The organism is Streptomyces sp. NPDC005752 (assembly GCF_040630715.1).
Taxonomy (GTDB): Bacteria; Actinomycetota; Actinomycetes; order Streptomycetales; family Streptomycetaceae; genus Streptomyces.
In genome coordinates this window covers 81,635-104,387 of the sequence record NZ_JBEXYB010000003.1, presented here as the reverse complement: position 1 = coordinate 104,387, position 22,753 = coordinate 81,635, and the positions used below count along the sequence as shown (strand labels likewise).

Below are 22,753 nucleotides of genomic sequence, written 5' to 3'. Positions count from 1 at the left end.
AGGACTTCCGTCATGAGCGACTCCCCCCAGGCGCTGGGCGCGCCCGTAGTCCGCCGCGAGGGCCGGGACAAGGTCACCGGCACCGCCCGCTACGCGGCGGAGCACACCGGACCGGGCTGTCTGTACGGCTGGATCGTGCCCGCCACCGTCCCCACCGGGCGCGTCACCGCGATCCGCACAGCCGACGCCCTCGCCGTGCCCGGGGTGCACACCGTCCTGACGCACGACAACGCGCCGCGGCTGAAGGAGCCCGACGACCCGATCCTCGCCGTGCTCCAGAACGCCCGGGTGCCGCACCGGGGCTGGCCCGTCGCCCTCGTACTGGCCGAAAGCCTGGAATCCGCCCGTGCGGGTGCGGAGGCCGTACACGTCGAATACGTCACCACCGGGCACGATGTCGTCCTCACAGGGGACCACCCCGGCCTCTACACCCCCGAGGAGGCGAACGGCGGCCATCCCGGTCTGCGTGAACGCGGCGACGCGATGAGCGCGTTCGACGCGGCGCCCGTGCGGATCGACGCCACCTACACGCTGCGGGGACTGCACAACCACCCCATGGAACCGCACGCCTCCACCGCCCGGTGGGCCGACGGTCACCTGACCGTCCACGACTCCAGCCAGGGGTCGACCGCCGTGCGCAACAGCCTCGCCACAGCCCTCGGGCTCGACCGGGACCGCGTCACCGTCATCTCCGAACACGTCGGCGGCGGCTTCGGTTCCAAGGGCACTCCGCGCCCGCAGGCGGTCCTCGCCGCCATGGCCGCCCGACTCACCGGGCTGCCGGTCCAGCTCGCACTGCCCCGGCGGTACATGGCGGCGATTGTCGGGCACCGCGCACCCACTCTGCAGCGGGTCCGGCTGGGCGCCGACCGGGACGGCGTCCTGTCCAGCGTCTCCCACGAGATCGTCACACACACCTCACGGGTCAAGGAGTTCGTCGAGCAGGCCGCCGTGCCGGCCCGCGTCATGTACGCCTCGGCCCACAGCCGCACGGAGCACCGGGTGGCGGCACTCGACGTGCCCAGCCCCTCCTGGATGCGCGCACCGGGCGAGGCCTCGGGCATGTACGCCCTGGAGTCGGCCATGGACGAGCTGGCCTGCGCCCTCGGTATCGATCCGGTCGATCTGCGGCTGCGCAACGAACCACGGACAGAACCCGACAGCGGCCGTCCGTTCAGCAGCCGCAACCTCACAGCCTGTCTGAACGAGGGCGCCAGACGTTTCGGCTGGTCCGACAGGGACCCCCGGCCCGCCACCCGCCAGGAGGGGCCCTGGCTGCTCGGCACAGGGGTCGCCTCGGCGACGTACCCCGTGCTCGTCTCGAAGGCGGCGGCGTCCGCGCAGGCCGCCCCCGACGGCTCCTACCGCATCGCGGTCAACGCCACCGACATCGGTACCGGCGCCCGTACCGTCCTGGCACAGATCGCCGCATCGGTCCTGGACACGCCCACGGACAACGTGACGATCGACATCGGCAGCAGCGATCTGCCCACCGCGTCCGTCGCGGGCGGATCCTCGGGCACGGCCTCCTGGGGATCGGCGGTGCACAAGGCGGCCACCGCACTGGTGCGCCGGCTCACCGAGCACAGCGGGCCGCTCCCGCCGGAGGGCATCGGCGTCACCGCCGACACCGGCGAGGAGACGGCACAGGAGTCCCCGTACGCACGACACGCCTTCGGCGCGCACTTCGCCGAGGTGGCGGTCGACTCCCTCACCGGCGAGGTGCGGGTGCGCAGGCTGCTCGGCGTGTACGCGGCCGGACGCATCCTCAACTCCCGTACGGCACGCTCCCAGTTCATCGGCGGCATGGTCATGGGCCTCGGCATGGCCCTCACCGAGGGCAGCACCATGGACCCGGCCTTCGGCGACTTCACCGAAAGCGACCTGGCCTCCTACCACGTGCCGTCCTGCGCGGACGTCCCGGACATCCGGGCGCACTGGCTCGAGGAGGACGACCCGCACCTCAACCCCATGGGCAGCAAGGGCATCGGCGAGCTCGGCATCGTCGGGACCGCGGCCGCGATCGGGAACGCCGTGCGGCACGCCACCGGCGCCCGGCTGCGCGAGCTCCCCCTCACCCCGGACAAACTCCTGCCCTACCTGCCGTGACCCCGACCGCCGGACCTCTCGGTTGCGCGACCGGCCCACTGGGGCCACCCTGATGAGTGACCCAGAAGTGATCACAGCTCACGCTTCGTGTTCGGGGGTCGTTGGTTCGAACGGGGTGAAGCACGTGAGCCTCGCGGTGAGGAGCCTCGACGATGACCGTTCCACTCGACCGGCACTGTCTGGTCGAACTGCAGGTGTCGGCAGAGCGTATTTCCCAGCTGCGGCGCATAGTCGCCGCACACCTTCGTCACTGGAGCCTGGAACTGCACGTCCGGCCGGTGTGCCGGGCGGCTGAGGAGCTCCTGACGAACGTCCAGCGACACGTCGGCGACGGCAACGCGTGCGTCCTCGAGCTCCGCTGGACCGGACGCCACCTGACGGTGTCCGTGTCCGACCACGATTCCCGGATGCCCCGGCTGCTGGACGGCGGTGGCGGCGGCCTCAGCCGCGTCATGGCCCTCAGCGACAGCTGGGGCACCTGCCGGACCACCGACGGCAAGGTCGTGTGGTTCACACGCTATGCGCAGACCCCGGTCACCACCGGCCTGCTTCCGCGCACGCCCCTTCCCGGCGGCCGGACGTTCCTCGGCGGTCCGGTCACCGAGGACGGTCCGGTCACCGAAAACGGCCACGTGGCAGAGAACAGCCCGGTCGCCGAACTCGTGTGAAGCACAGCCCGGTGCCCGGCCGGCGCGGACGGTGTGCCTGCGGCACGCATGATCCGCGCCGGCCGGGTACGCGTCGTGAGGGGTCGCATCACGCGCCTCGGCGCGGCACGGTCGAAGAACAACGCAAGGAGGCACAGCCATGCCCATCGCGACGGTCAATCCCGCGAACGGCGAGACGCTCAGGACATTCGACGCACTGGACGGGCAGGAGACCGAGCGCAGGCTCGCCGCCGCACACCGGGCGTTCCGCGGCTACCGCACCACGGACTTCGCCGAGCGGGCCCGCCTGCTGAACCGGGCCGCCGATCTCCTCGACGCGGACCAGCAGGAGATCGCCCGCACCATGACCACCGAGATGGGCAAACCGGTCAAGGCCGCCCGAGCCGAAGCCGCCAAGTGCGCCAAGGCGATGCGCTGGTACGCGGCCAACGCCGCACGCCTGCTCGCGGACGAGCACCCCGACGACACCGACGTCAAGGACTCCGGTGCCTCCCGTGCCCGGGTGCACTACCGCCCGCTGGGCGTCGTGCTCGCCGTGATGCCGTGGAACTTCCCGCTGTGGCAGGTCATGCGCTTCGCCGCACCCGCGCTCATGGCGGGCAACACGGGCCTGCTCAAGCACGCCTCGAACGTGCCGCAGACAGCCCTGTACCTCGAGGACCTCTTCACCAGGGCAGGATTTCCCGCCGGCTGCTTCCAGACCCTCCTCATCGGCTCCGGCGCCGTAGAGGCGGTCCTGCGCGACCCGCGGGTCGCCGCGGCGACGCTCACCGGCAGCGAACCGGCCGGCCGCGCCGTCGCCTCCGTCGCGGGCGACGAGGTGAAGAAGACCGTGCTCGAACTGGGCGGCAGCGACCCCTTCGTCGTCCTGCCGTCGGCGGACGTCGAGAAGGCCGCCGACACGGCGGTGACCGCCCGCGTCCAGAACAACGGGCAGTCCTGCATCGCAGCCAAGCGATTCATCGTCCACGCCGACGTCTACGACGCCTTCGCCGAGCGGTTCACCGCGGGGATGCGCGCACTGACCGTCGGGGACCCGCTGGAGGAATCCACCGACGTGGGGCCGCTCTCCAGCGAACAGGGCCGCACCGACCTGGAGGAGCTCGTCGACGACGCCCTCGGCAAGGGGGCGACCGCGCTGTGCGGGGGCGGGCGCCCGGCCGGCCTGGACCGCGGCTGGTTCTACGAGCCCACGGTGCTCACCGGGATCACCCCGGCCATGCGCATCCACCGCGAGGAGACCTTCGGCCCGGTGGCGACGCTCTACCGGGTCGCGGACCTGGACGAGGCCCTGGACCTCGCCAACGACACCCCGTTCGGGCTCAGTTCCAACGTCTGGACGCGTGACGAGGGAGAGATGGACCGCTGCGTACGCGACCTGGACGCCGGCGGGGTCTTCTTCAACGGCATGACGGCCTCCCATCCCGCGCTGCCGTTCGGCGGGGTGAAGCGCTCCGGCTACGGGCGCGAACTCGAAGGACACGGCATCCGCGAGTTCTGCAACGCCACCACCGTCTGGTACGGGCCCGGCCCGGACGCCCGCTAGTCCGGACGCCCCTCGCCATGCCCAGGGAGACGCCTCATGACCTACGCCCGAAACCCCTCCGGTGCATCCGCCCTGTCCGACACCGAGGTCGCGGCACTCGACGCGCACTGGCGTGCCGCCAACTACCTGGCGGTCGGCCAGATCTATCTGATGGCCAACCCCCTCCTGGAGGAACCGCTGGCCCCCGAGCACATCAAACCGCGGCTGCTCGGCCACTGGGGTACCTCACCCGGGCTGAATCTGGTCCACACCCATCTCAACCGGATCATCAGGGAACGTGACCGGCGGGCGCTGTGCGTCTGGGGGCCGGGCCACGGCGGCCCCGCCGTCCTCGCCAACTCGTGGCTGGAGGGCAGCTACTCGGAGACGTATCCGGACGTCAGCCGCGACCGCGCAGGGATGGGAGCCCTGTTCAAGCAGTTCTCCTTCCCCGGCGGCGTACCCAGTCACGTCGCCCCCGAGACCCCGGGCTCCATCCACGAGGGCGGTGAACTGGGATACGCGCTCACCCACGCCTACGGCGCGGCCTTCGACCACCCCGGGCTCCTGGTCGCCTGCGTGATCGGGGACGGAGAGGCCGAGACGGGTCCGCTCGCCGCGTCCTGGCACTCCAACAAGTTCCTCGACCCCGTGCACGACGGAGCGGTCCTGCCGATCCTCCATCTCAACGGATACAAGATCGCGAATCCGACGGTGCTCGCCCGGCTGCCCGAGGACGAACTCGACGCACTGCTGCGCGGATACGGCCACGACCCCGTGTACGTCGAAGGGCACGAGCCGGCCGTGGTCCACCGCGCACTGGCCTCCGCAATGGATTTCGCCGTGGACCGCATCGCGGAGTACCAGCGCGAGGCCCGAGCCGGCGGCGTGTCCGTGCGCCCCCGCTGGCCCGTGATCGTACTGCGCACCCCCAAGGGCTGGACCGGGCCCGCGGACGTGGACGGGCTCCCCGTCGAGAACACCTGGCGCGCCCACCAGGTCCCGCTGCCGGGCGTCCGGGAGAACCCCGACCACCTGCGCCAACTCGAGGAGTGGATGCGCTCCTACCGGCCCGGCGAACTGTTCGACTCCGAGGGCCGGCCCACCGACCAGGTCCTGCGGTACGTCCCCGAGGGAACCGCACGGCTCGGCTCGACGCCGTACGCCAACGGCGGGCTGCTCCTGCGGGATCTTCCCCTCCCGCCCCTCGAGAACCACGCGGTGCGGGTCGACAGGCCGGGGACCGTCCTGCACGAGCCCACCCGGATCCTGGGCGGACTGCTCGAGGACGTCATGGCGGCCACCGCCGGTCGCAGGAACTTCCGCGTGGTGGGCCCCGACGAGACGGAGTCCAACCGCCTGGGCGCTCTCTACGGGGCCACCGGAAAGGCCTGGCAGGCCGAGGTCCTTCCGGTCGACGAGCACCTGGCCCGCGACGGCCGGGTGATGGAAGTCCTGTCGGAACACCTGTGCCAGGGCTGGCTGGAGGGCTATCTCCTCACCGGGCGGCACGGGCTGTTCTCCTCCTACGAGGCCTTCGCCCACATCGTCGACTCGATGGTCAACCAGCACATCAAGTGGCTGCGCACCTCGCGCCGGCTCCACTGGCGCGCCCCGGTCGCCTCGCTGAACTACCTGCTCACCTCACATGTCTGGCGCCAGGACCACAACGGCTTCTCGCACCAGGACCCCGGCTTCGTCGACCACATCCTGAACAAGAGCCCGGAGGTCGTCCGCGTCTACCTGCCGCCGGACGCGAACACACTCCTGTCCACCGCCGACCACGTGCTGCGCAGCCGCGACTACGTCAACGTGATCGTCGCCGGCAAGCAGCCCGGATTCGACTGGCTCACCCTCGACGAGGCCCGTGCGCACTGCGCCAGGGGAGCCGGGGTGTGGGAGTGGGCAGGCACGGAGGACGGCAGCCGCGAGCCCGACGTCGTGCTGGCCTGCGCGGGAGACGTACCCACCCTGGAGACGATGGCCGCGGCCGGGCTCCTGCGACGTCACCTCCCGGACCTTTCCGTCCGCGTGGTCAACGTGGTCGACATGACCCGCCTGCTGCCGCACGCCGAGCACCCGCACGGGATGCCCGACGCGGAGTACGACGCCGTCTTCACCCGGGACAAGCCGGTGATCTTCGCCTACCACGGCTACCCCTGGCTGGTGCACCGTCTCGCCTACCGGCGCACGGGGCACGCCCATCTGCACGTCCGGGGCTACAAGGAGGAGGGGACCACCACCACACCGTTCGACATGGTGGTCCGCAACGACCTCGACCGCTACCGGCTCGTCATGGACGTGATCGACCGGGTGCCCGGCCTCGGCGCCCGCGCGGTCGCGGTCCGGCAGTCGATGGCGGACGCCCGTACGCGCCACCACGACTGGATCCGGGAACACGGCACGGACCTGCCCGAGGTGACCGACTGGACCTGGGAGGGCTGACCGCGACGCGGCGCGCTCCGGCCGGCCCGCTTCTCGCAGGCCGGCCGGAGCGCGTCGGACGGAGTTCAGTTCACGGTGGCGGGCGCGGTGGGGGACACGGTGGCGGGCACGGTGGGGGACACGGTGGTGCGGACGACGGGCGACACGGCCCCGCCTCCGACGATCCGGAGGGCGTTCTCACCCGTGATGCCCAGCTTCACGCGCAGGCTGTACTCGCCGCTGCGTGGGGTCTTGACCGTGGCGGGCAGGGTCACCCAGCGCTCGCCCTGCTTCTGCTGCAGGGTGACGGGGGTGCCGGCACCGATGTTCCGGGCTGCGCCGTGGATGCGGAACTCCTCCCAGGCCGCCACACTGCGCGCGGTCGAGAAGGCGGAGAGGGCCGGCCGCGTGGCCAGATCCTGCGCGCGCTCCCCGGACGGCGGTGCGGGGACACCGGACGACGCTGCGGCCCCGCCCACCGCTCCGGTCAGCGCCACCGCTGTGAGCAGGGCTGCCGCCGACGCGCGCCTGAATCGGTCCATGACTGGCTCTCCTTCGTACCCGACGCGATCGGTGAGATCGCGTCGTGAGATCGACTTCGGAGCGCCAAATCTAGACAATATTCACATAATCCTCACGTAGGGACACGCGGTCAGAAACGCAGGACCGCTGCGAGCCGGCCGTGGTCCGCGAGGGAGTCGTCGGCCACGAAGGCGACCTCGCAGCCCTTGTCCAGCGCCGCTTCGACGAGCTCGTCGACGATGTCCTCGCGGACCTGCCCGTCCGTGGACGGTGTGACGTCCGGATCCACCGGCTCCAGGTGGCCGTCGGTGACCCTGACCATCTGGTCGAAGTGCTCCTCGACCGCGATCAGTCCCGCCCGGCCCTCCCGTACGGCCAGCCACACCTCGTCGAGTCCGCCGGCGAAGGAGCGGCTGCTGTGGGCGTTGTCGAGCCTGCCCTGGATGTGGGCGGCGGCCTGCTTGCGCCAGTACGTCAGGGCCGGACCGAGTTCCTTGATCAGCTCGGGGGCGGAGGTGTTCGCCGTCGTTCCCTTCGTGGCCCTGCCGACGGCGGGCTTCGCGCTCTCGCCGACCTCGTCGAGCAGGGAGAGCGCCGGTGCGAGGCCGACCAGGAACAACGGGCGCGGGTCCGCGGCCAGGACCGCGCGCAGCCCCTCGTCGACCGTGCGCAGGAAGTTACGCGTGTCCTCGCTGCTGTAGGCGCTCGGGGTGTCGCCGATCCGCTCCTCGCGTTGCGGGTTGGGCTCTTCGTGGGGGGCCGTGAGCGGGAAGCCGTTCCTCGGCTCGGGGCGCAGTCCGTCGCTCGTACCGGAGAACAGGGAGGCGTGCTCCGCGGACAGGCTGAGGACCCAGAACGGCTGGGCCCCGGCCTTCGCCGCGACCAGGTTGCGGGTGAGGTAGCTGTCGCTCAGGACCACTCGTTCGGGTGCGGTGCGCGGGAGTTGCCAGATCTGGTACTCGTCGGCGTCCGCGAAGATGACGAGGGACTCCAGGGCGCGGCGCTGGTCCACCTCGGCCACCGCGCGGTCGAGCTGTGCCTTCACCGCCGTCCGGGCCTCGTGGGTCACCCGGGGGTCGGCGTCCAGACGGTTGCCGGCCTCCGTCACGAGATTCCGCAGCCGTACGGCGTCCTGGGCGTTGTCCGGTGCCCGCCGGTGGGTCGGCATCGTCAGGGACAGAGCCGGATAGGGCCTGGTCGCGCGAAGGTCCTGCAGCAGGCCGGGCGTCAGGGCGTCCGTATCCATCGTTCCCTCCCGGGGGTTCGGGGTCCGCGGTGCTGGAGCCGCCCCCTCGTGCGAGGCGGGTCGCCCAACGAGTCAATTCATACCTTTTGATCCTAATATGGGCGAGTTATTCCCTTGGTTTTGGTCGGAGGTGCACGCCATGTCCACGGAGCGGCCGCCCTCGACGGGTCCCGCGGGTGGCCCCGAGCGGTACCCGTCCGGTATCCGGTGAGCGCCGCCGAGGCCGTCACCGACGCGCTGCGTGATCTGCACGCACGCTTCGCCGGCGTGCGTGAGGGCCGGCGCGCCGACTACATCCCGGAGTTGACCAGGTCCGATCCCGACGACTTCGGGCTCGCCCTCGTCAGCATGGACGGACACGTCTACAGTGCGGGCGCGGCGAACACGCCGTTCACCCTGCAGTCCGTGTCCAAGCCCTTCGTCTACGCCCTCGCGCTGGCCTCGCTCGGCCTCGACGAGGTGAGCCGCTGGGTGGGCGCCGAACCGAGCGGTGAGGCGTTCAACGCCATCAGCCTGGAACGCGGCACCGGGCGGCCGGCCAACGCGATGGTCAACGCCGGTGCCATCGTCACGACCGCCCTGGTCCCCGACAGCCGTGAGGCTCCCGCGTTCCGGCGCATCCTGACGTGTCTGAGCCGGTTCGCCGGGCGGAAGCTCGACGTCGACGAGGACGTCCACCGTTCCGAGGCCGCGACCGGGGACCGCAACCGGGCGCTCGCCTATCTGATCCGCAGCGCGGGGACACTGCCCGTCGACCCGGTGGCCGCCGTGGACACCTACTTCCGGCAGTGCGCGGTGCGGGCCACCGCTGTGGATCTCGCGGTAATGGCCGCGACCCTGGCGTACGGCGGCGTCAATCCGGTCACCGGGGAGAAGGTCGTCTCCCCGGAGGTCGCGGCCCAGGTCCTGGCCGTCATGGCGACCTGCGGGATGTACGACTCGTCCGGCGACTGGCTGCTGAGGGTCGGGCTGCCCGCCAAGAGCGGTGTCTCGGGCGGTCTGATCGCCGCGGGTCCGGCCCGCTTCGGCCTCGCCGCCTACAGTCCGCTCCTGGACGCGTCGGGCACCTCGGTGCGTGGCCACGCCGCGCTCGGCGCGCTCTCGGAGCGCCTCGGTCTGCACCTCATGAAGAACCCCGCGCTGCCCGGCTCCACCGTCACGCTGGTCACCACCGCCGACGTGCTTCCCACGGCGCCGTCCGGCCGGCGGGAGCGCGCTCTGCACGAACGTGTGGGTGTCGTCGCCGCCCAGGGTGCCCTCGACTTCACCGCCGCCGAGCGTGTGCTGTACGCGCTGGACGAGTCGGGCGGGGAGCGGGCCGGGCCGGTGGTGCTCGATCTGCGTGAGGTGACCGGCGCCGACTCCGACGCCCTCGCACTGCTGCACGCCGGCCTGTCCCGGCTCGCCCGGGAAGGGCGGCGTGCGGCAGTCGTCGACCCGGGTGACCGGCTGGGGCCGCCGGACCTGGTCCGCGAGCGGACCGGCCAGGACCTGCCACGCTTCGGCTCCCGCGAGGAGGCCGCCGAGCGCTGCGCGCAGGCCGTGGCCGGGCCGGGGTGAGTCCCTACCAGATGGACTCGACCCACTCGGGGTGGTCGATGAACGGGTTCCGGTTGTGCTGGAACTGGTCGAATATGACCTCGTTGCGGTTCTGCTCGAAGCTGTCCGGCGGGTCCTCCTGGCTCCACTGCTTCAGTACGGAGAGGCGTCCGATGTTCGGGGCCGACCCGTTGCTCACGCTGTCGTTGGGCTCCAGATCGGCGAAGGCGTCGTCGCCCTCGTACCGCACCGCCATGTAGAGGATCATCCGGGCGACATCGCCCTTCACCGCGTCGCGCGGTTCGAACGAGTCGCCGTCGGTGTAGTTGCCGGGCGCCCCCGAGACGGCGCTGCCCCCGTTGTCGAAGTCCTTGTTGCCGCGGAGGGAGTTCACCTGCACGTCCTCGGGACGCAGGTGGTGGATGTCGGTACCGGGGCCGGTCGCGGTACCGAAGTCGCCGTGGGACTTGGCCCAGACGTGCTCCCGGTTCCAGTCGCCGACGTCACCCCCGTTCCCGCTCTTGGACTGGGAACGGCCGGTGTAGAGGAGGATCACGTTGGAGGAGTTGGCCGGGTCCTCGTCGGTCGCCTTGAGGGCGTCCCAGACCTGGCTGTAGGAGAGCTTGGTCTGGTCGCTGATGATCGTGTGGAGCGAGCTCTTGAGGGCGGTCCCCGACTTACCCAGGGCGTCCTGGTAGTAGGTGTCGTCGAGGGCGGCGGCAGGGGAGGCGGCGCCGCCGGCCGGTGGAGTGGCGGCGGGCGCGGCTGACGCGACGCCGGTGAGAACGACGACCGAGGCGGCTGCGGCGAATAGTGGACGCGCGTAGAAACGGCGACGACTGGACATGTGGGGTGCCCTCTCCGGGTCGGCTGAACGGTGTCCTGATGGCCGGACTTTGTCTGCTCGGTCGGGAGCCTTCCACACGCACGGTGCCGGTCGTGTGAACGTGGCGTATTCATCATGTGCAGGTCAAATGACGGCTGGTCCGGGGCCTCCAGGCATCGGATGCGCGGACGGCGGCCCGGCGCGAGAATTACCGCAAGGACGAGGAGGCGGTATGAGCGAAGAGTCCGAATCCCTATCCGTATCCGTGCCGGAGGTACGGGGGGTCACCCCCGACCGTCTGCTGCACACCGGCGGCGACGACCAGCCCACCGCGGAGGACCTGGTGCTCGCCTCCGGGCGGGATCTGACCCCCGAGGCCCTGGCGTGGGCGCAGCGCAGGCTGTCCGAGGAGGGCAGGTCGGCCATGGACAAGCGGCTCCCGTAGGACCCGGGGCGGCGTCCCTGTGGCGGGGAGCGTGCACGTCGCTCCCCGCCACTCGGCTAGCCTGAACGCCATATGAACCGTTTGACGACGTCGCAGGGCGCATTCGATCTCGCCCGCTTTCCCGAGAACCCGCGCGACCCGCTCCGTGCGTGGGACGCCGCCGACGAATACCTGCTGCGGCGGCTGGAGGGAGCGGATGGGAGTGAGCCGGTCCGTCCGGACGGCACGGTGGCCGTGGTCGGCGACCGCTGGGGCGCACTCGCCACCGTGCTCGCCGCACACAGCCCCGTCGTGATCACCGATTCGTATCTCGCCCGCCAGGCCACCCGGGCGAACCTCGAACGCAACGGCGCCGCCCCCGACTCGGTGCGCGTGCTGTCGGTGCGCGACGCCCCGCCCGAGCGCGTGGACCTGCTGCTCGTACGCGTACCCAAGAGCCTCGCGCTCCTGGAGGACGAGCTGCACAGGCTCGCCCCCGCCGTGCACGCGGGGACCGTCGTCATCGGCACCGGCATGGTGAAGGAGATCCACACCTCCACCCTCAAGCTGTTCGAGCGGATCATCGGACCCACCCGCACGTCCCTCGCGGTGAAGAAGGCGCGGCTCATCTTCTGCACCCCGGATCCGTCCCTGCCCAGGACTTCCAGCCCCTGGCCGTACCGCTACGCCCTGCCCGACGACGTCGGCGCGGTCTCCGGCCGTACCGTCACCAATCACGCCGGGATCTTCTGTGCCGAACGCCTGGACATCGGCACCCGTTTCTTCCTGAAGCACCTCCCGGAGCGGACGGGGCCCGACCGGGTGGTCGACCTCGGCTGCGGAAACGGCGTCGTGGGTACGGCCGCAGCGCTCGCCAATCCGGGCGCTGCCGTCACCTTCATCGACGAGTCCTACCGGGCCGTCGCCTCTGCCGAGACGACCTTCCACGACAACACCGGCCCCGGGGCCGAGGCTGATTTCCTGGTCGGCGACAGCATGGCCGACGTTCCCCGGGAGAGTGTCGACCTCGTCCTCAGCAACCCGCCGTTCCACTCGCATCAGGCGGTCACCGACGCCACCGCCCGGAGCATGTTCCACGGAGCCCGTGCCGCGCTGCGCCAGGGCGGGGAGCTGTGGGTCGTCGGCAACCGGCACCTCGGTTACCACACCCAGCTGCGCCGGATCTTCGGCAACTGCGTCACCGTCGCCGGAGACCCGAAGTTCGTGGTCCTGCGGGCCGTGAAGCGCTGACCCGCGTCAGGTGAGGTCGTTCCGGCCCAGCCAGGACGGCACCTCGGGCACGTGTGCGTCCCAGGCGGGCGGGGGGCCGGGTTCGGGTGTGCGGGGAGAGGGCTCCGGCGGCCGGTCCGGCTCCGGCGCCGGGCCCGGCTCCGGAGCCGGCGGCTGTTCCGCCACGGGCTCGGGAGCGTCGCTGTCGTAGACCTGCTCGGCCACGGTGAACCGGCAGTGCCAGGGCCGCCAGAACCCTTCGACGACCAGCAGGAAACCGTCCGTCTGCCGGTACAGCGCGCGGCGTTCCGGGTTGGCCGGATGGGTCGGGTCGAACCGCTCGGCCCGGATCCGAAGTGCCTCGAGCGCCTCCTCACGTGTTCCTTCCACGTGGTCCATCACGTCGACCGACCAGACCCGACCGTGCCGGCCGTAACCGAGATTCTGTTCAACGACCAGTCCCCACCTGGGCACAGCCCGCACCTCCCCGGATCGCGCGCGTTGCGGTATGCATGAAACTGCGCCGGGACGTCATCCTACGAGTCGCGATCTTCCCGGCACGACCGCGCCCGGCACGAGGACACGGCCACGGGGCTCCGCCCCTCCGCCGAACGGAAGGCACGAGCCGATGAACGATCCGGACCCGGGGCTGTTCGGCCCCGCCTCCGTCACCTGGCAGATGCACGCGGACCCCATGATGTGGGTGGCCGGCATCCGCGCCCTCTACCTCCAGACGCTCCACCCCCGCGCCGTCCGCGGCGTCATGCAGAACAGCGACTTCCGCAAGGACGCCTGGGGGCGGCTGATGCGTACCGCCGACTTCGTCGGAACGCTCTCCTACGGCACCACGCGGGCCGCCGAGAAGTACGGGGCGCGCGTCCGCACGATCCACCGGCTCCTCGAGGCCACCGACCCGGCGACCGGCGAGGTGTACGGGATCGACGAGCCGGAGCTGCTGCTCTGGGTGCACTGCGCCGAGATCGACTCCTACCTCCAGGTCGAGCGCCGCTCCGGCTTCCCGCTCAGCGACCGACAGGCCGACCGGTACGTCGACGAGCAGCGGGAGAGCGCCCGCCTCGTCGGCCTCGACCCGTCGGACGTACCCGCCTCGACCGCGGCACTCGCCGTCTACTTCGAGGAGGTGCGGCCCCTGCTCGCCGCCGGCCCCGAGGCGTCGGAGGTCGACGACTTCCTGCGCCGCCCGCCGGTCCCCGCCCTGCTGACCCCGGCGCGCGCTCTGCTCTGGCGGCGCGTGGCCGCTCTCGCCTACGACTCCCTGCCCGCGTACGCCCACGAGCTGTACGGCAGGGCCGCACCGCCCCGGACGGATGTCGACCGTCGTCTGCGCATCACGGGAACCGCGCTGCGCGTCATTCCCGGCCGCCTCCGTCGGTGCCTGCCGCCCGGACACATCGCGAAGGCGATGGCACGGCTCGGCCCCGGCAGCCGACCCGCCCCGTACAAACTCCGCAGACAGACAGCCATACTGGACGGGCCGGGGAGGGCGCAGCAGCAGTAGCGAGCAGCGGAGCAGACGGGGGCGGCAACAGGCTATGGCGAACACCGGACTGATCCAGAGCCGCTACCGGCTGCTCGATCTGATCGGGTGCGGAGGCATGGGCGAGGTGTGGCGTGCGCGCGACGAATCGCTGGGCCGGCAGGTGGCCGTCAAGTGCCTGAAGCCGGTCGGGCCGCAGCACGACGAGGCATTCACCCGCATCCTGCGCGAGCGCTTCCGCCGCGAGGCCCGGGTGGCGGCGGCGCTCCAGCACCGCGGAGTCACCGTCGTCCACGACTTCGGGGAGTCGGACGGTGTCCTCTACCTCGTCATGGAGCTGCTGGAGGGACGCAACCTCAGCCAGCTCCTCGAGGACAACGAACAGCACCCGCTGCCGGTGGCCGACGTCGTCGACATCGCCGAACAGGTCGCCGACGCCCTCGGCTACACCCATCGGCAGGGCATCGTGCACCGGGACCTCAAGCCGGCGAACATCATGCGGCTCGACGACGGCGCGGTGAAGATCTGCGACTTCGGCATCGCCAGGCTCGGCCACGACATCGGCTTCACGTCCCGCCTCACCGGCACCGGCATCGCCATGGGCACCCCGCACTACATGTCGCCCGAGCAGATCAGCGGCGCGGAGGTCGACCACCGCAGCGACCTCTACTCGCTGGGCTGCGTCCTGTACGAGATCGCCACCGGCGTGCCCCCGTTCGACATGGACGACACCTGGGCCGTGCTCGTCGGACACCGCGACACCGTTCCCGAACCACTGCGCTCCCACCGCGCCGAACTCCCGGGCTTCTTCGACGAGGTCGTCCTGGACCTGCTGGCCAAGACGCCCGGCGCGCGGCCCGCCGACGCCGGTGACCTGAGGCAGCGCATCGTGCTCGGGCGCACCGGCGAGCAGCCGGTGGCCGGCCGGATCCGCCCCGCCCCGCCCGTCCCGGTCCGGCACCCGGCGGGCGCCGTGCCCCGACTGCCCTCCTGGACGCGCGGCATGACCGCCGGTCACAGGGCGACCGGTGTCATCGGCTCCGGTGAGGCCGCCGTCGACCACGCGTCGGCTCTGACCGGACCATGGACCACCGGGACCGGTCACGCTCCCTCCACCGCCTTCCCGCCCGCGGGGCCCGTCCGCCCCACCCCGTCGCCCGAGCTGCTCGCCACCCTGGCCGGCCGGCACAGCGCCGGACTCGACCTGGGACGCCGGGGCCACTGGGAGGAAGCGGGCGACGTACACCGCGCGGTCGCGGACGAACGCGAACACGTGCTCGGCCCCGACCACCCCGACACCCTCGCCAGCAGGTACGAGGTCGGATTCGTCCTCTGCCGTACCGGACGTCCCGCGGACGCACTGCGTGTCCTCGGCAGGGTCGCCGAGGGCCGCGAACGCACCCTCGGCCCCGACCACCCGGAGACACTCGCCGCCCGGCAGGAGACGGCGTACGTCCTGGGCGGGCTCGGCCGGCACTTCGAGGCGCACCAGGTCTACGCCGCGGTGCTCGCCTCACGGGAGCGCACGATGGGCCCTGACCACCCCGAAACCCTGCGCTGCCGCCACAACCTCGCTTTCAGCCTGAGCAGGCTGGGCCGCCTGGAGGACTCGTACCGCATGGCCCGCGAGGTGGTGGAAGCCCGTGGCCGGCTGCTCGGCGCGAACCACCCGGACACCCTGGTCACGCTGTACGAAGTGGCGTACACGCTCGGCCGGCTGGACCGCTGGGACGAAGCCCTGCAGACCTACCGCGACGTGGCACGGGCCCGCGCCACCGCGCTCGGTCCCGACCACCCCGACACGCTGTCCGCGCGCTACGAGGCGGGTATCAGCCTCGGGCGCCTGGACCGCAGTGCCGAGGCCGTCGAGCTCTACCGGGCTCTCGTCGAGGACCGCACCCGGGCCGGAGGCCCCGCCGACCCCGAGACGCTGCGCGCCAGGCACGGCCTCGGGGTCAACCTGGGACGGACAGCGCGCTGGGAGGAGGCGCTCGCCGAGGCACGCGAGGTACGCGCGATCCGGGAGCGCACCCTGGGGCCCGACCACCCCGACACCCTCGTCAGCCGCCGGGAGGTGGCCGTCGGGCTGGGCTGGCTCGGACGCTGGGCCGACGCACTCACCGACTACAGCGCGGTCGCCGGGATCCGCGAACGGGTCCTGGGCCCCGGACACCCCGACACCCTGGCGAGCCGCGAGGACGAGGCCCACTGCCTGGAACAGCTCGGCCGAGGCACCGAGGCGGCCGACCTCCACCGGCGGACGGACGACCTGCGCCGGGACCGGGGGACGACGCCGCACTGACCTTCGGGCCGGGCCGCTCCGTACGCGGCAGAGGTCACGCGGCGGTGCGATCTCCGTCCCGTCGTGCAGGCGGGCCGGAGCGGCCCTGCGATCCCGCGGGAACGGCGCGCCCGGACGGGCTCCGCAGCGGCCCCCTGTCGCAGCGGCTGACGGCGGCGCACCCGCTCCGGTGCCCACGCCTGTCCGCCGCGAGCCGCCACCCCTGTCCAGGGAGGATCGTCCGTGTTAGGAAGGGGGCATGCCCGCAGACGAGACGGCCCCACCCGGCACGCCCGCGCACGCCGCATACGACACGGTGATCGTCGGCGGCGGCCACAACGGCCTGGTCGCCGCCGCCTACCTGGCCCGCGCGGGCCGGTCCGTGCTCGTCCTGGAACGCCTCGGCAGCACCGGGGGAGCAGCCGTGTCGACCCGGCCCTTCGCAGGCGTGGACGCCCGGCTCTCCCGCTACTCGTACCTCGTCTCGCTCCTCCCACAGAAGATCGTCCGCGAGCTCGGCCTCGACTTCGCCGTCCGCAAGCGCACGGTCTCCTCGTACACCCCGATGACGCGCGGCGGCCGGCCGGGCGGGCTGCTCGTCGGCGGTGACGGCACACGGGAGTCCTTCGCCGCACTCACCGGCGACAACCGTGAGTACGAGGCCTGGCAGCGCTTCTACGCGATGACGGGGCGGGTCGCCGAGCGCGTGTTCCCGACTCTCACCGAGCCCCTGCCGGCCCGCGACGACCTGCGGGCGCGCGTCGACGACACGGACGCCTGGCGCATGCTGTTCGAGGAGCCCATCGGCGTCGCCGTCGAGGAGAACTTCACCGACGACCTCGTGCGCGGCGTCGTGCTCACCGACGGGCTGATCGGTACCTTCGCCGACGCCCACGACCCGTCCCTGTTGCAGAACCGCTGCTTCCTCTACCACGTGATCGGCAATTCCACCGGCGACTGGGACGTCCCGGTCGGCGGCATGGGCGCGCTCACCGACGCCCTGGCCGGCGCGGCCCGCGCGGCGGGGGCCGAGATCCGCGTGCTGCACGAGGCGACCCGCATCGAGACCGACGGCACCCGCGCGGAGGTGACGGTCCGCTCGCCCGACGGGGAACACGTCGTCGGTGCGCGCGATGTCCTGGTCAACGCGTCGCCGCAGGCGCTGGCCGAACTCCTCGGCGAGGCCCCGCCCGCCCCCGCCGAGGGCGCCCAGCTGAAGGTGAACATGCTGATCACCCGGCTTCCGAAGCTGCGTGACCACTCCGTCGACCCGCGCCGGGCGTTCGCCGGGACCTTCCACATCGCCGAAGGCTACGGACAACTGGCGGCCGCCTACCGCGAGGCGGCAGCGGGCCGCCTGCCCGGTGCCCCGCCCTCGGAGATCTACTGCCACTCCCTGACCGACCCCTCGATCCTCGGTCCCGACCTCGCGGCACGCGGCTACCAGACCCTGACCCTGTTCGGCCTGCACACCCCCGCCCGGCTCTTCACGGCGGACAACGAGGCGACGCGCACCGCACTGCTCGACGCGACCCTGGCCGAACTCGACGCCCATCTCGAGGAGCCGATCGCCGAGTGCCTCGCCCTCGACGCCGACGGCACGCCCTGCATCGAGGCGAAGACCCCGCTGGACCTCGAGCGCGACCTGAGGCTGCCCGGCGGCCACATCTTCCACCGGGACCTCTCCTTCCCGTACGCGACAGGGGAGACGGGCCGCTGGGGTGTGGAGACCGCCCACGCCAACGTCCTGCTGTGCGGGGCGGGGGCGGTGCGCGGCGGCGGGGTCAGCGGGGTGCCCGGCCACAACGCCGCCATGGCGGCGCTGGGCCGGTGACCGCCAGCCCGTGACCGCCCGCCCTACTGCCCGAACACCCCGCGCAGCGCCCCGAGCTTGCGCGGCAGGTCGTACTCCGCGCCGCCCTCGTGACCGTTGTACGTGAACACCTCCAGTTCGGCGGGCCCCGCGTACGCGTGGTATGCCGCGAAGACCGTCGACGACGGGCAGATCCGGTCCATCAGCCCCACCGACAGCCACGCCGGGGCGGTCGCCCGCGCCGCGAAGTTGACCCCGTCGAAGTAGGACAGGGTCTCCATCGCCTCCTCGGTCCGGAAACGGTGACCGGACAGCCAGCGGGCGATCTCCGCGTAGGGACCCGAGTCCGTGATCTGCGAGGCGCGCCGGAAGTGACAGAGGAACGGGACATCGGCGACGGCCGCCGCGACGTCGTCGCGCAGCCCGGCGACGGCGAGCGCGAGGCCGCCTCCCTGGCTGCCGCCCAGCACCGCGACCCGTGAGGAGTCCACGGCCCCGTGGGCCTTCACCGCGTCGACCGCACGCACGGCGTCGGTGATGAGACGGCGGTAGTAGTGCCGGTACGGGTCCTCGATGCCGCGGGTGAGGAAGCCGGGCGAGGAGGAGCCATGGCGTCCGGGCCGAGGTCCGCCGTGTCCGAGCATCACCAGATGGACGTAGCCGAGCGCACTCCAGGTCAGCCAGGAGTACGGGATGCCGCGGCCGCCGTTGTACCCGATGTACTGCACCACGGCCGGCAGCGGACCCGAGCGGACGCGGGGGAGCACCAGCCAGGCCTTGACCGGCTGCCCGCCCCAGCCGTTGAACGTGACGTCGTACACGTCCACGGTCGTGAAACCGGCCTCGTACGGGACGAACTCGGCGTCCAGGCCGTGACGGGCCGCCTCGCCGAGAGTCTTGTCCCAGAACGCGTCGAAGTCGGCGGGCTCCTCCGGCTCCGGCCGGTACTCGCGAAGCCGCTCCAGGGGCATGTCGAACAGCAAGGGTCCAGCTCCTCTTCAGGGTGAGGGTGAGAGTCGCGCCGTGCAGACCGGCCGTGTCCGCGGTGATCCGCAGGCCCCGGCCGGTGGCGGTGGTGCGGATACCTGGATCCGCGGCGGCGACCGCGAGGCGGGGCCGGGCGAGATCGAGCACCACGGAGGACCGCAGCTGTGTCGGGTCGGACAGGGCCACCGTGAGAGTCCTGCCGTCCTGACGCAGCAGCACCGAGGCAGGACCGTCGGAGGTTAGCTCCTGTGCCGTGCCCACGGCCCAGAAGTTCGCGGCGAGCAGCCCGTTCGCGGTGCGGCGTACCGCGTGCACCGCCGTCGACCGGGAGACCAGCCGCACCGGAGGCGCAGCCGACCACTGCCGTGTCCGCGCCGCGGAGGCAGTCGGGGCCTGGAGCCAGAAGTAGCCGGCACCGGCGGGAGATGTCCCGTGGTCCTGCCACAGCGTCAGATTGGACGCCCGGACAGGAGGTTCGGACCGTTCGCGGTGCTGTGCAGCAGCCGTCGGCGAACCGGGGAGGCGCTTCCGCCGACGGGAAGACGAGCTGTGGAACAAGGGGAGCGAGGGAGAGTATGCGCTCGGCGGGATGGTGCGTCAACGCACTGTTTCCGAAATATTACCGAGCGAAACCACGCTCATCTGAGCGGTGTTGAGCGTAGTGGTGGCAGTCAGGGCTTGGTAGAGGGGTAGCTTGTGAGCCCTGTGGGATCGATAGCCGCATTCCGAGCTCGATCTTACCGAAGGTCTTTCACGCTCACTCGCGAAAGTTTCGGAGCGGCTTCGAGGTCGTAGAGGCCGCTGGTGGACGCCTGGAGGGGAACGCGCGGGCCGCCCTCGGGGAGGCCCGCGTCCGTGATCACGACGTGGTGCGCGCCCTCAACCGCCGACGAGCGAGAAGCCGAGGACGACCCCCGCGGAGACGGTCACCCTGCCAGGGGTCAGATCACCTTCCCCGCCGCCGGACTGACCGCTGTGACCGCGGTAGTTCTGCAACTGTTCGGCGTCGACGTCCTCGATGTGGATGACGGGACCGAGCTGTACCCCGGCCGCCTCCGCGTACAGGGTCGCCTTCTCCCGCGCGGCGGCCACGGCCGCCGTGCGAGCACGGGCTCGCATGTCGCTCTTCGCGCGCACGTCGAACTCGACCCCCGTCACCTCGTTGGCCCCGGCGTCCACGACGTCGACGAGCACCGCCTCCAGACCGTCCAGCTCCCGCACCTCGATCACGAAGGAGGCCGTGCACTCGTAGCCCAGAAATGTGCGCTCGTCGCCGTAGGTCCACTGCGATGACAGGTTCAGCCTCGAAGTGGACACCGCGGACTCGGGTATCCCGTGCCCGCGCAGCACCTCCCGGATCCGGTTGACACCGCTCCGGGCGGCGTCGAACGCCTCTCCCGGCCGGTTCCTGGTCTGCGATATCGCGACGCGGAGGCGCGCGAGGTCCGGAGCGGCGTCCACGCCCGCCGCTCCGAACACCGACACGCCCCACGGGCTGCTGATGGACTGGGTTCCGTTCATGCCGGTCATCCAACCAGCAGGACCCGCTCAGTCGGAGGAAACGGTCCAGCCCGTCGCCTCGACGCGGCCGGCGTCGCCAGGCCTGTTGCCGTCGAAAAGGGTGCGTCCCGCGTCCTTCACCCGGACATCGTCCACATAGGCTCCACGGCCGACGTACAGCTGGTCGGTGACGTATCGCCAGCGGATCCGCACCTCCTTGCCCCGCCACGCGCGCAGGTCGGCCTCCAGCCGGTGCCACACGCGCCCCGACCAGCCGGAGACCGAGCCGTCGGGATGAGGGCCGGGCTCCCCGGGCCGGTCCGCCTGCGCCGGTACGGAGGTGAAGGGGACGGGCTGCCAGGTCGCACCGGAGTCCGTCGAGGCCTCCAGGCGAAGGGTGTCAGAAGCGGGCTCGGTGTCCCACCAGAGTGCGCAGCTCAGCGAAGGGTGCGAGGAGGACAGTCGCAGGGCAGGCAGCGCGAGTGTCGAGGTGGAGGCACTCGCCATGCCGGAGAACCAGGCGGTACGTCCCCGTGCCGGGCGAACGGGTACCGCGCGGGCCATCCGGTTGGCCGCCGCGACCCGTGGGGCGCTGCCCGAACGCCACGAGCGGACCGGGTGGACGGAGTTGCCCAGGATGATCAGGAAGGAGTCCGTCGTCGGGTCGAGAACCAGGCTCGTACCCGTGAAACCGGTGTGTCCCGCCGTGCGCGGGGTGGCCATCGCCCCCATGTACCAGTGCTGGTACAACTCGAATCCCAGGCCGTGCTCGTCGCCGGGGAAAGCGGTGTTGAAGTCGGTGAACAGCAGCTCGACGGACTTCTCGGACAGGATCCGCGAGGCGCCGTAGGCTCCGCCGTTGAGCAGGGTGCGGGCCAGCACGGCCAGGTCCCAGGCGCACGAGAAGACGCCGGCGTGGCCCGCGACCCCGCCCAGGCTGTACGCGTTCTCGTCGTGGACCTCACCCCAGACCAGCCCGCGCTCCAGCCCCGACCAGGGCAGCCGGGCGTCCTCGGTGGCCGCGATCTTGGGCTTCCAGGACGCCGGCGGGTTGTACCGGGTGCGGTGCATCCCGAGCGGAGCGGTGATCTCGTCACGGAGCAGGGCGTCCTGGGCGCGGCCGGTGATCTTCTCCAGGATCAGCTGCAGCGAGATCAGATTGAGGTCGGAGTAGAGATACTTCGTGCCGGGAGCCGAGGCGGGAACCTCGTCCCAGATCAGGCGTAGCTTCCCCTCGCGGGTGGGTTCCTTGTAGAGCGGGATCCATGCCCGGAAGCCAGAGGTGTGCGTCAGCAGCTGACGGACCGTGATGTCCTGTTTGCCGCCGCCTGCGAAGTCGGGGAGGTAGGAGGCGGCCGTCGCCTCCAGCTCCAGCGTTCCCCGCTCGATCTGCTGCACGGCGAGGATCGAGGTGAAGAGCTTGGACACCGAAGCCAGGTCGAAGACCGTGTCCTCGGCCATCGCGATCTGCTGGTCCGGTGGGAACTCCACTCCGGTGTCGGTCGTCTCGTCGTACGCCGCGTAGCGAACCGCCCGGCCGATCGGCCGGTGCAGAGCCACGGTGCCGCCCCGGCCGGCGAGGAGGACCGCGCCCGCGTACCAGGGGTGCGCGGGGGAGTCGTCGAGGAACTTCTCGGCGTCGGTGACGAGCAGGTCGAGCTGGTCCGGCAGCAGCCCGGCACGCGCGGCCGACCCGCGACGCAGCGTCGGTCCCCGCCGCCCTGATCCCATGCCTGTCCCGGTTCCCGATGCCGTACCCGGAGCTGCGCCGCCCAGCGGCCCCGTGGTCCGCTCGGCGCCCGCCGCCGCGCCCGCGGCCCCCGCGAAGGGGATCGGAGCGAGCGTGAGAGCTCCGCCCAGCGCCAGTATCCCGCCGCCCAGCCTCCGACGGCTCATTCCCTGTCCCGACACGTCTCCGGTCATCCGGAACCCTTCCCCTCACGTCGAGCGCATCCGCGCGAAAGTAACTTTCGAAATTCCGTACGGCCTTGAAACTTCCTGCCGAAGCAGACACTACTTTCCCCGGCGCCGCTCATGGAGTCCTCCTGCGGAACAAAGAAAATGAGACACCGTCAGGTCACCGCGGCCGCACACAGAGGTCTCCGCACCTGCCACCCGCGCGCGTCCGTCACCACACGTCCCTCCGCACGCCACGGGTGCG

Annotated in this window: 18 protein-coding genes and 1 pseudogene; 11 read left to right on the top strand and 8 right to left on the bottom strand. The window is 71.6% G+C overall.

The features are described 5' to 3' along the window. Positions 1-12 precede the first annotated feature (12 nt). From ABZ441_RS03640 to ABZ441_RS03625, 4 genes are all read left to right on the top strand, one after another. Positions 13-2,109 (top strand): xanthine dehydrogenase family protein molybdopterin-binding subunit, encoded by a 2,097-nt coding sequence (locus ABZ441_RS03640; RefSeq protein ID WP_358967819.1) that lies wholly within the window; start codon positions 13-15, stop codon positions 2,107-2,109. Positions 2,110-2,261: 152 nt separating this feature from the next. Then, a complete protein-coding gene (locus ABZ441_RS03635; protein WP_358967816.1) occupies positions 2,262-2,777 on the top strand; it encodes an ATP-binding protein in 516 nt (171 codons plus the stop codon). A gap of 139 nt (positions 2,778-2,916) precedes the next feature. After that, positions 2,917-4,323 (top strand): NADP-dependent succinic semialdehyde dehydrogenase, encoded by a 1,407-nt coding sequence (locus ABZ441_RS03630; RefSeq protein WP_358967813.1) that lies wholly within the window; start codon positions 2,917-2,919, stop codon positions 4,321-4,323. A 36-nt stretch (positions 4,324-4,359) separates the two neighbouring features. Further along, positions 4,360-6,747: a phosphoketolase family protein gene (locus ABZ441_RS03625; RefSeq protein ID WP_358967811.1), complete on the top strand. Its 2,388-nt coding sequence runs from the start codon at positions 4,360-4,362 to the stop codon at positions 6,745-6,747. A gap of 65 nt (positions 6,748-6,812) precedes the next feature. Here the strand turns inward: ABZ441_RS03625 and ABZ441_RS03620 are convergent, their stop codons facing one another. Further along, positions 6,813-7,268 (bottom strand): hypothetical protein, encoded by a 456-nt coding sequence (locus ABZ441_RS03620; protein ID WP_358967808.1) that lies wholly within the window; start codon positions 7,266-7,268, stop codon positions 6,813-6,815. Positions 7,269-7,378: 110 nt separating this feature from the next. Next, complete coding sequence (locus tag ABZ441_RS03615; protein WP_358967806.1) at positions 7,379-8,494, bottom strand: chemotaxis protein; 1,116 nt, start codon at positions 8,492-8,494, stop codon at positions 7,379-7,381. Between the two features lie 207 nt (positions 8,495-8,701). Here ABZ441_RS03615 and glsA point away from each other — a divergent pair, with 207 nt between their 5' ends. After that, a complete protein-coding gene (glsA, locus tag ABZ441_RS03610; RefSeq protein ID WP_358967803.1) occupies positions 8,702-10,054 on the top strand; it encodes a glutaminase A in 1,353 nt (450 codons plus the stop codon). A 4-nt stretch (positions 10,055-10,058) separates the two neighbouring features. Here glsA and ABZ441_RS03605 read toward each other — a convergent pair whose 3' ends face one another. Beyond that, the gene (locus ABZ441_RS03605; RefSeq protein ID WP_358967800.1) at positions 10,059-10,880 is read right to left on the bottom strand and encodes an endonuclease; all 822 of its coding nucleotides are present in this window, start codon (positions 10,878-10,880) and stop codon (positions 10,059-10,061) included. Positions 10,881-11,091: 211 nt separating this feature from the next. Between ABZ441_RS03605 and ABZ441_RS03600 the strand changes: the two genes are divergently transcribed. Then, the gene (locus ABZ441_RS03600) at positions 11,092-11,304 is read left to right on the top strand and encodes a hypothetical protein (protein WP_358967797.1); all 213 of its coding nucleotides are present in this window, start codon (positions 11,092-11,094) and stop codon (positions 11,302-11,304) included. A gap of 72 nt (positions 11,305-11,376) precedes the next feature. Next, positions 11,377-12,534 (top strand): methyltransferase, encoded by a 1,158-nt coding sequence (locus ABZ441_RS03595; RefSeq protein ID WP_358967794.1) that lies wholly within the window; start codon positions 11,377-11,379, stop codon positions 12,532-12,534. Positions 12,535-12,540: 6 nt separating this feature from the next. On the opposite strand, the gene ABZ441_RS03590 is transcribed toward ABZ441_RS03595, so the two are convergent. Next, positions 12,541-12,987, bottom strand: coding sequence for a hypothetical protein (locus tag ABZ441_RS03590; protein WP_358967792.1), 447 nt, complete (start codon positions 12,985-12,987; stop codon positions 12,541-12,543). A 154-nt stretch (positions 12,988-13,141) separates the two neighbouring features. On the opposite strand from ABZ441_RS03590, the gene ABZ441_RS03585 reads away from it, so the two are divergent. From ABZ441_RS03585 to ABZ441_RS03575, 3 genes are all read left to right on the top strand, one after another. Then, a complete protein-coding gene (locus ABZ441_RS03585; protein ID WP_358967789.1) occupies positions 13,142-14,032 on the top strand; it encodes an oxygenase MpaB family protein in 891 nt (296 codons plus the stop codon). Between the two features lie 34 nt (positions 14,033-14,066). Next, entirely contained in the window at positions 14,067-16,313 is a 2,247-nt protein-coding gene (locus tag ABZ441_RS03580; protein ID WP_358967786.1) for a tetratricopeptide repeat protein, read from the top strand. Positions 16,314-16,551: 238 nt separating this feature from the next. Beyond that, entirely contained in the window at positions 16,552-18,126 is a 1,575-nt protein-coding gene (locus ABZ441_RS03575; protein ID WP_358967784.1) for an NAD(P)/FAD-dependent oxidoreductase, read from the top strand. A gap of 23 nt (positions 18,127-18,149) precedes the next feature. On the opposite strand, the gene ABZ441_RS03570 is transcribed toward ABZ441_RS03575, so the two are convergent. Together ABZ441_RS03570 and ABZ441_RS03565 are read right to left on the bottom strand one after the other, a co-directional pair. Next, positions 18,150-19,088 carry an acetylxylan esterase gene (locus ABZ441_RS03570; RefSeq protein WP_358967781.1) on the bottom strand — a complete coding sequence of 313 codons (939 nt, stop codon included), beginning with the start codon at positions 19,086-19,088 and terminating at the stop codon, positions 18,150-18,152. A gap of 211 nt (positions 19,089-19,299) precedes the next feature. Next, positions 19,300-19,377 (bottom strand): annotated as a pseudogene (locus ABZ441_RS03565) (polysaccharide lyase beta-sandwich domain-containing protein); the annotation flags it as partial. Here ABZ441_RS03565 and ABZ441_RS03560 point away from each other — a divergent pair. Next, positions 19,346-19,501 (top strand): hypothetical protein, encoded by a 156-nt coding sequence (locus tag ABZ441_RS03560; protein ID WP_358967778.1) that lies wholly within the window; start codon positions 19,346-19,348, stop codon positions 19,499-19,501. The pseudogene ABZ441_RS03565 and the gene ABZ441_RS03560 sit on opposite strands and share 32 nt — an antisense overlap. Positions 19,502-19,971: 470 nt before the next feature. Here ABZ441_RS03560 and ABZ441_RS03555 read toward each other — a convergent pair whose 3' ends face one another. Together ABZ441_RS03555 and ABZ441_RS03550 are read right to left on the bottom strand one after the other, a co-directional pair. Continuing rightward, on the bottom strand, positions 19,972-20,613 hold the full coding sequence (locus ABZ441_RS03555; RefSeq protein WP_358967775.1) for an SIMPL domain-containing protein: 642 nt from the start codon (positions 20,611-20,613) through the stop codon (positions 19,972-19,974). A 27-nt stretch (positions 20,614-20,640) separates the two neighbouring features. Continuing rightward, positions 20,641-22,515 carry a serine hydrolase gene (locus ABZ441_RS03550; RefSeq protein WP_358967772.1) on the bottom strand — a complete coding sequence of 625 codons (1,875 nt, stop codon included), beginning with the start codon at positions 22,513-22,515 and terminating at the stop codon, positions 20,641-20,643. Positions 22,516-22,753: the final 238 nt, after the last annotated feature.

Bases quoted from the DNA above. Each gene is read 5' to 3' on its own strand.
- ABZ441_RS03600 (WP_358967797.1), top strand. From the start codon at position 11,092: ATGAGCGAAGAGTCCGAATCCCTATCCGTATCCGTGCCGGAGGTACGG.
- ABZ441_RS03625 (WP_358967811.1), top strand. From the start codon at position 4,360: ATGACCTACGCCCGAAACCCCTCCGGTGCATCCGCCCTGTCCGACACC.
- ABZ441_RS03640 (WP_358967819.1), top strand. From the start codon at position 13: ATGAGCGACTCCCCCCAGGCGCTGGGCGCGCCCGTAGTCCGCCGCGAG.
- ABZ441_RS03630 (WP_358967813.1), top strand. From the start codon at position 2,917: ATGCCCATCGCGACGGTCAATCCCGCGAACGGCGAGACGCTCAGGACA.
- ABZ441_RS03580 (WP_358967786.1), top strand. From the start codon at position 14,067: ATGGCGAACACCGGACTGATCCAGAGCCGCTACCGGCTGCTCGATCTG.
- ABZ441_RS03575 (WP_358967784.1), top strand. From the start codon at position 16,552: ATGCCCGCAGACGAGACGGCCCCACCCGGCACGCCCGCGCACGCCGCA.
- ABZ441_RS03615 (WP_358967806.1), bottom strand. From the start codon at position 8,494: ATGGATACGGACGCCCTGACGCCCGGCCTGCTGCAGGACCTTCGCGCG.
- ABZ441_RS03595 (WP_358967794.1), top strand. From the start codon at position 11,377: ATGAACCGTTTGACGACGTCGCAGGGCGCATTCGATCTCGCCCGCTTT.
- ABZ441_RS03635 (WP_358967816.1), top strand. From the start codon at position 2,262: ATGACCGTTCCACTCGACCGGCACTGTCTGGTCGAACTGCAGGTGTCG.
- ABZ441_RS03555 (WP_358967775.1), bottom strand. From the start codon at position 20,613: ATGAACGGAACCCAGTCCATCAGCAGCCCGTGGGGCGTGTCGGTGTTC.
- ABZ441_RS03605 (WP_358967800.1), bottom strand. From the start codon at position 10,880: ATGTCCAGTCGTCGCCGTTTCTACGCGCGTCCACTATTCGCCGCAGCC.
- ABZ441_RS03620 (WP_358967808.1), bottom strand. From the start codon at position 7,268: ATGGACCGATTCAGGCGCGCGTCGGCGGCAGCCCTGCTCACAGCGGTG.
- ABZ441_RS03585 (WP_358967789.1), top strand. From the start codon at position 13,142: ATGAACGATCCGGACCCGGGGCTGTTCGGCCCCGCCTCCGTCACCTGG.
- ABZ441_RS03550 (WP_358967772.1), bottom strand. From the start codon at position 22,515: ATGACCGGAGACGTGTCGGGACAGGGAATGAGCCGTCGGAGGCTGGGC.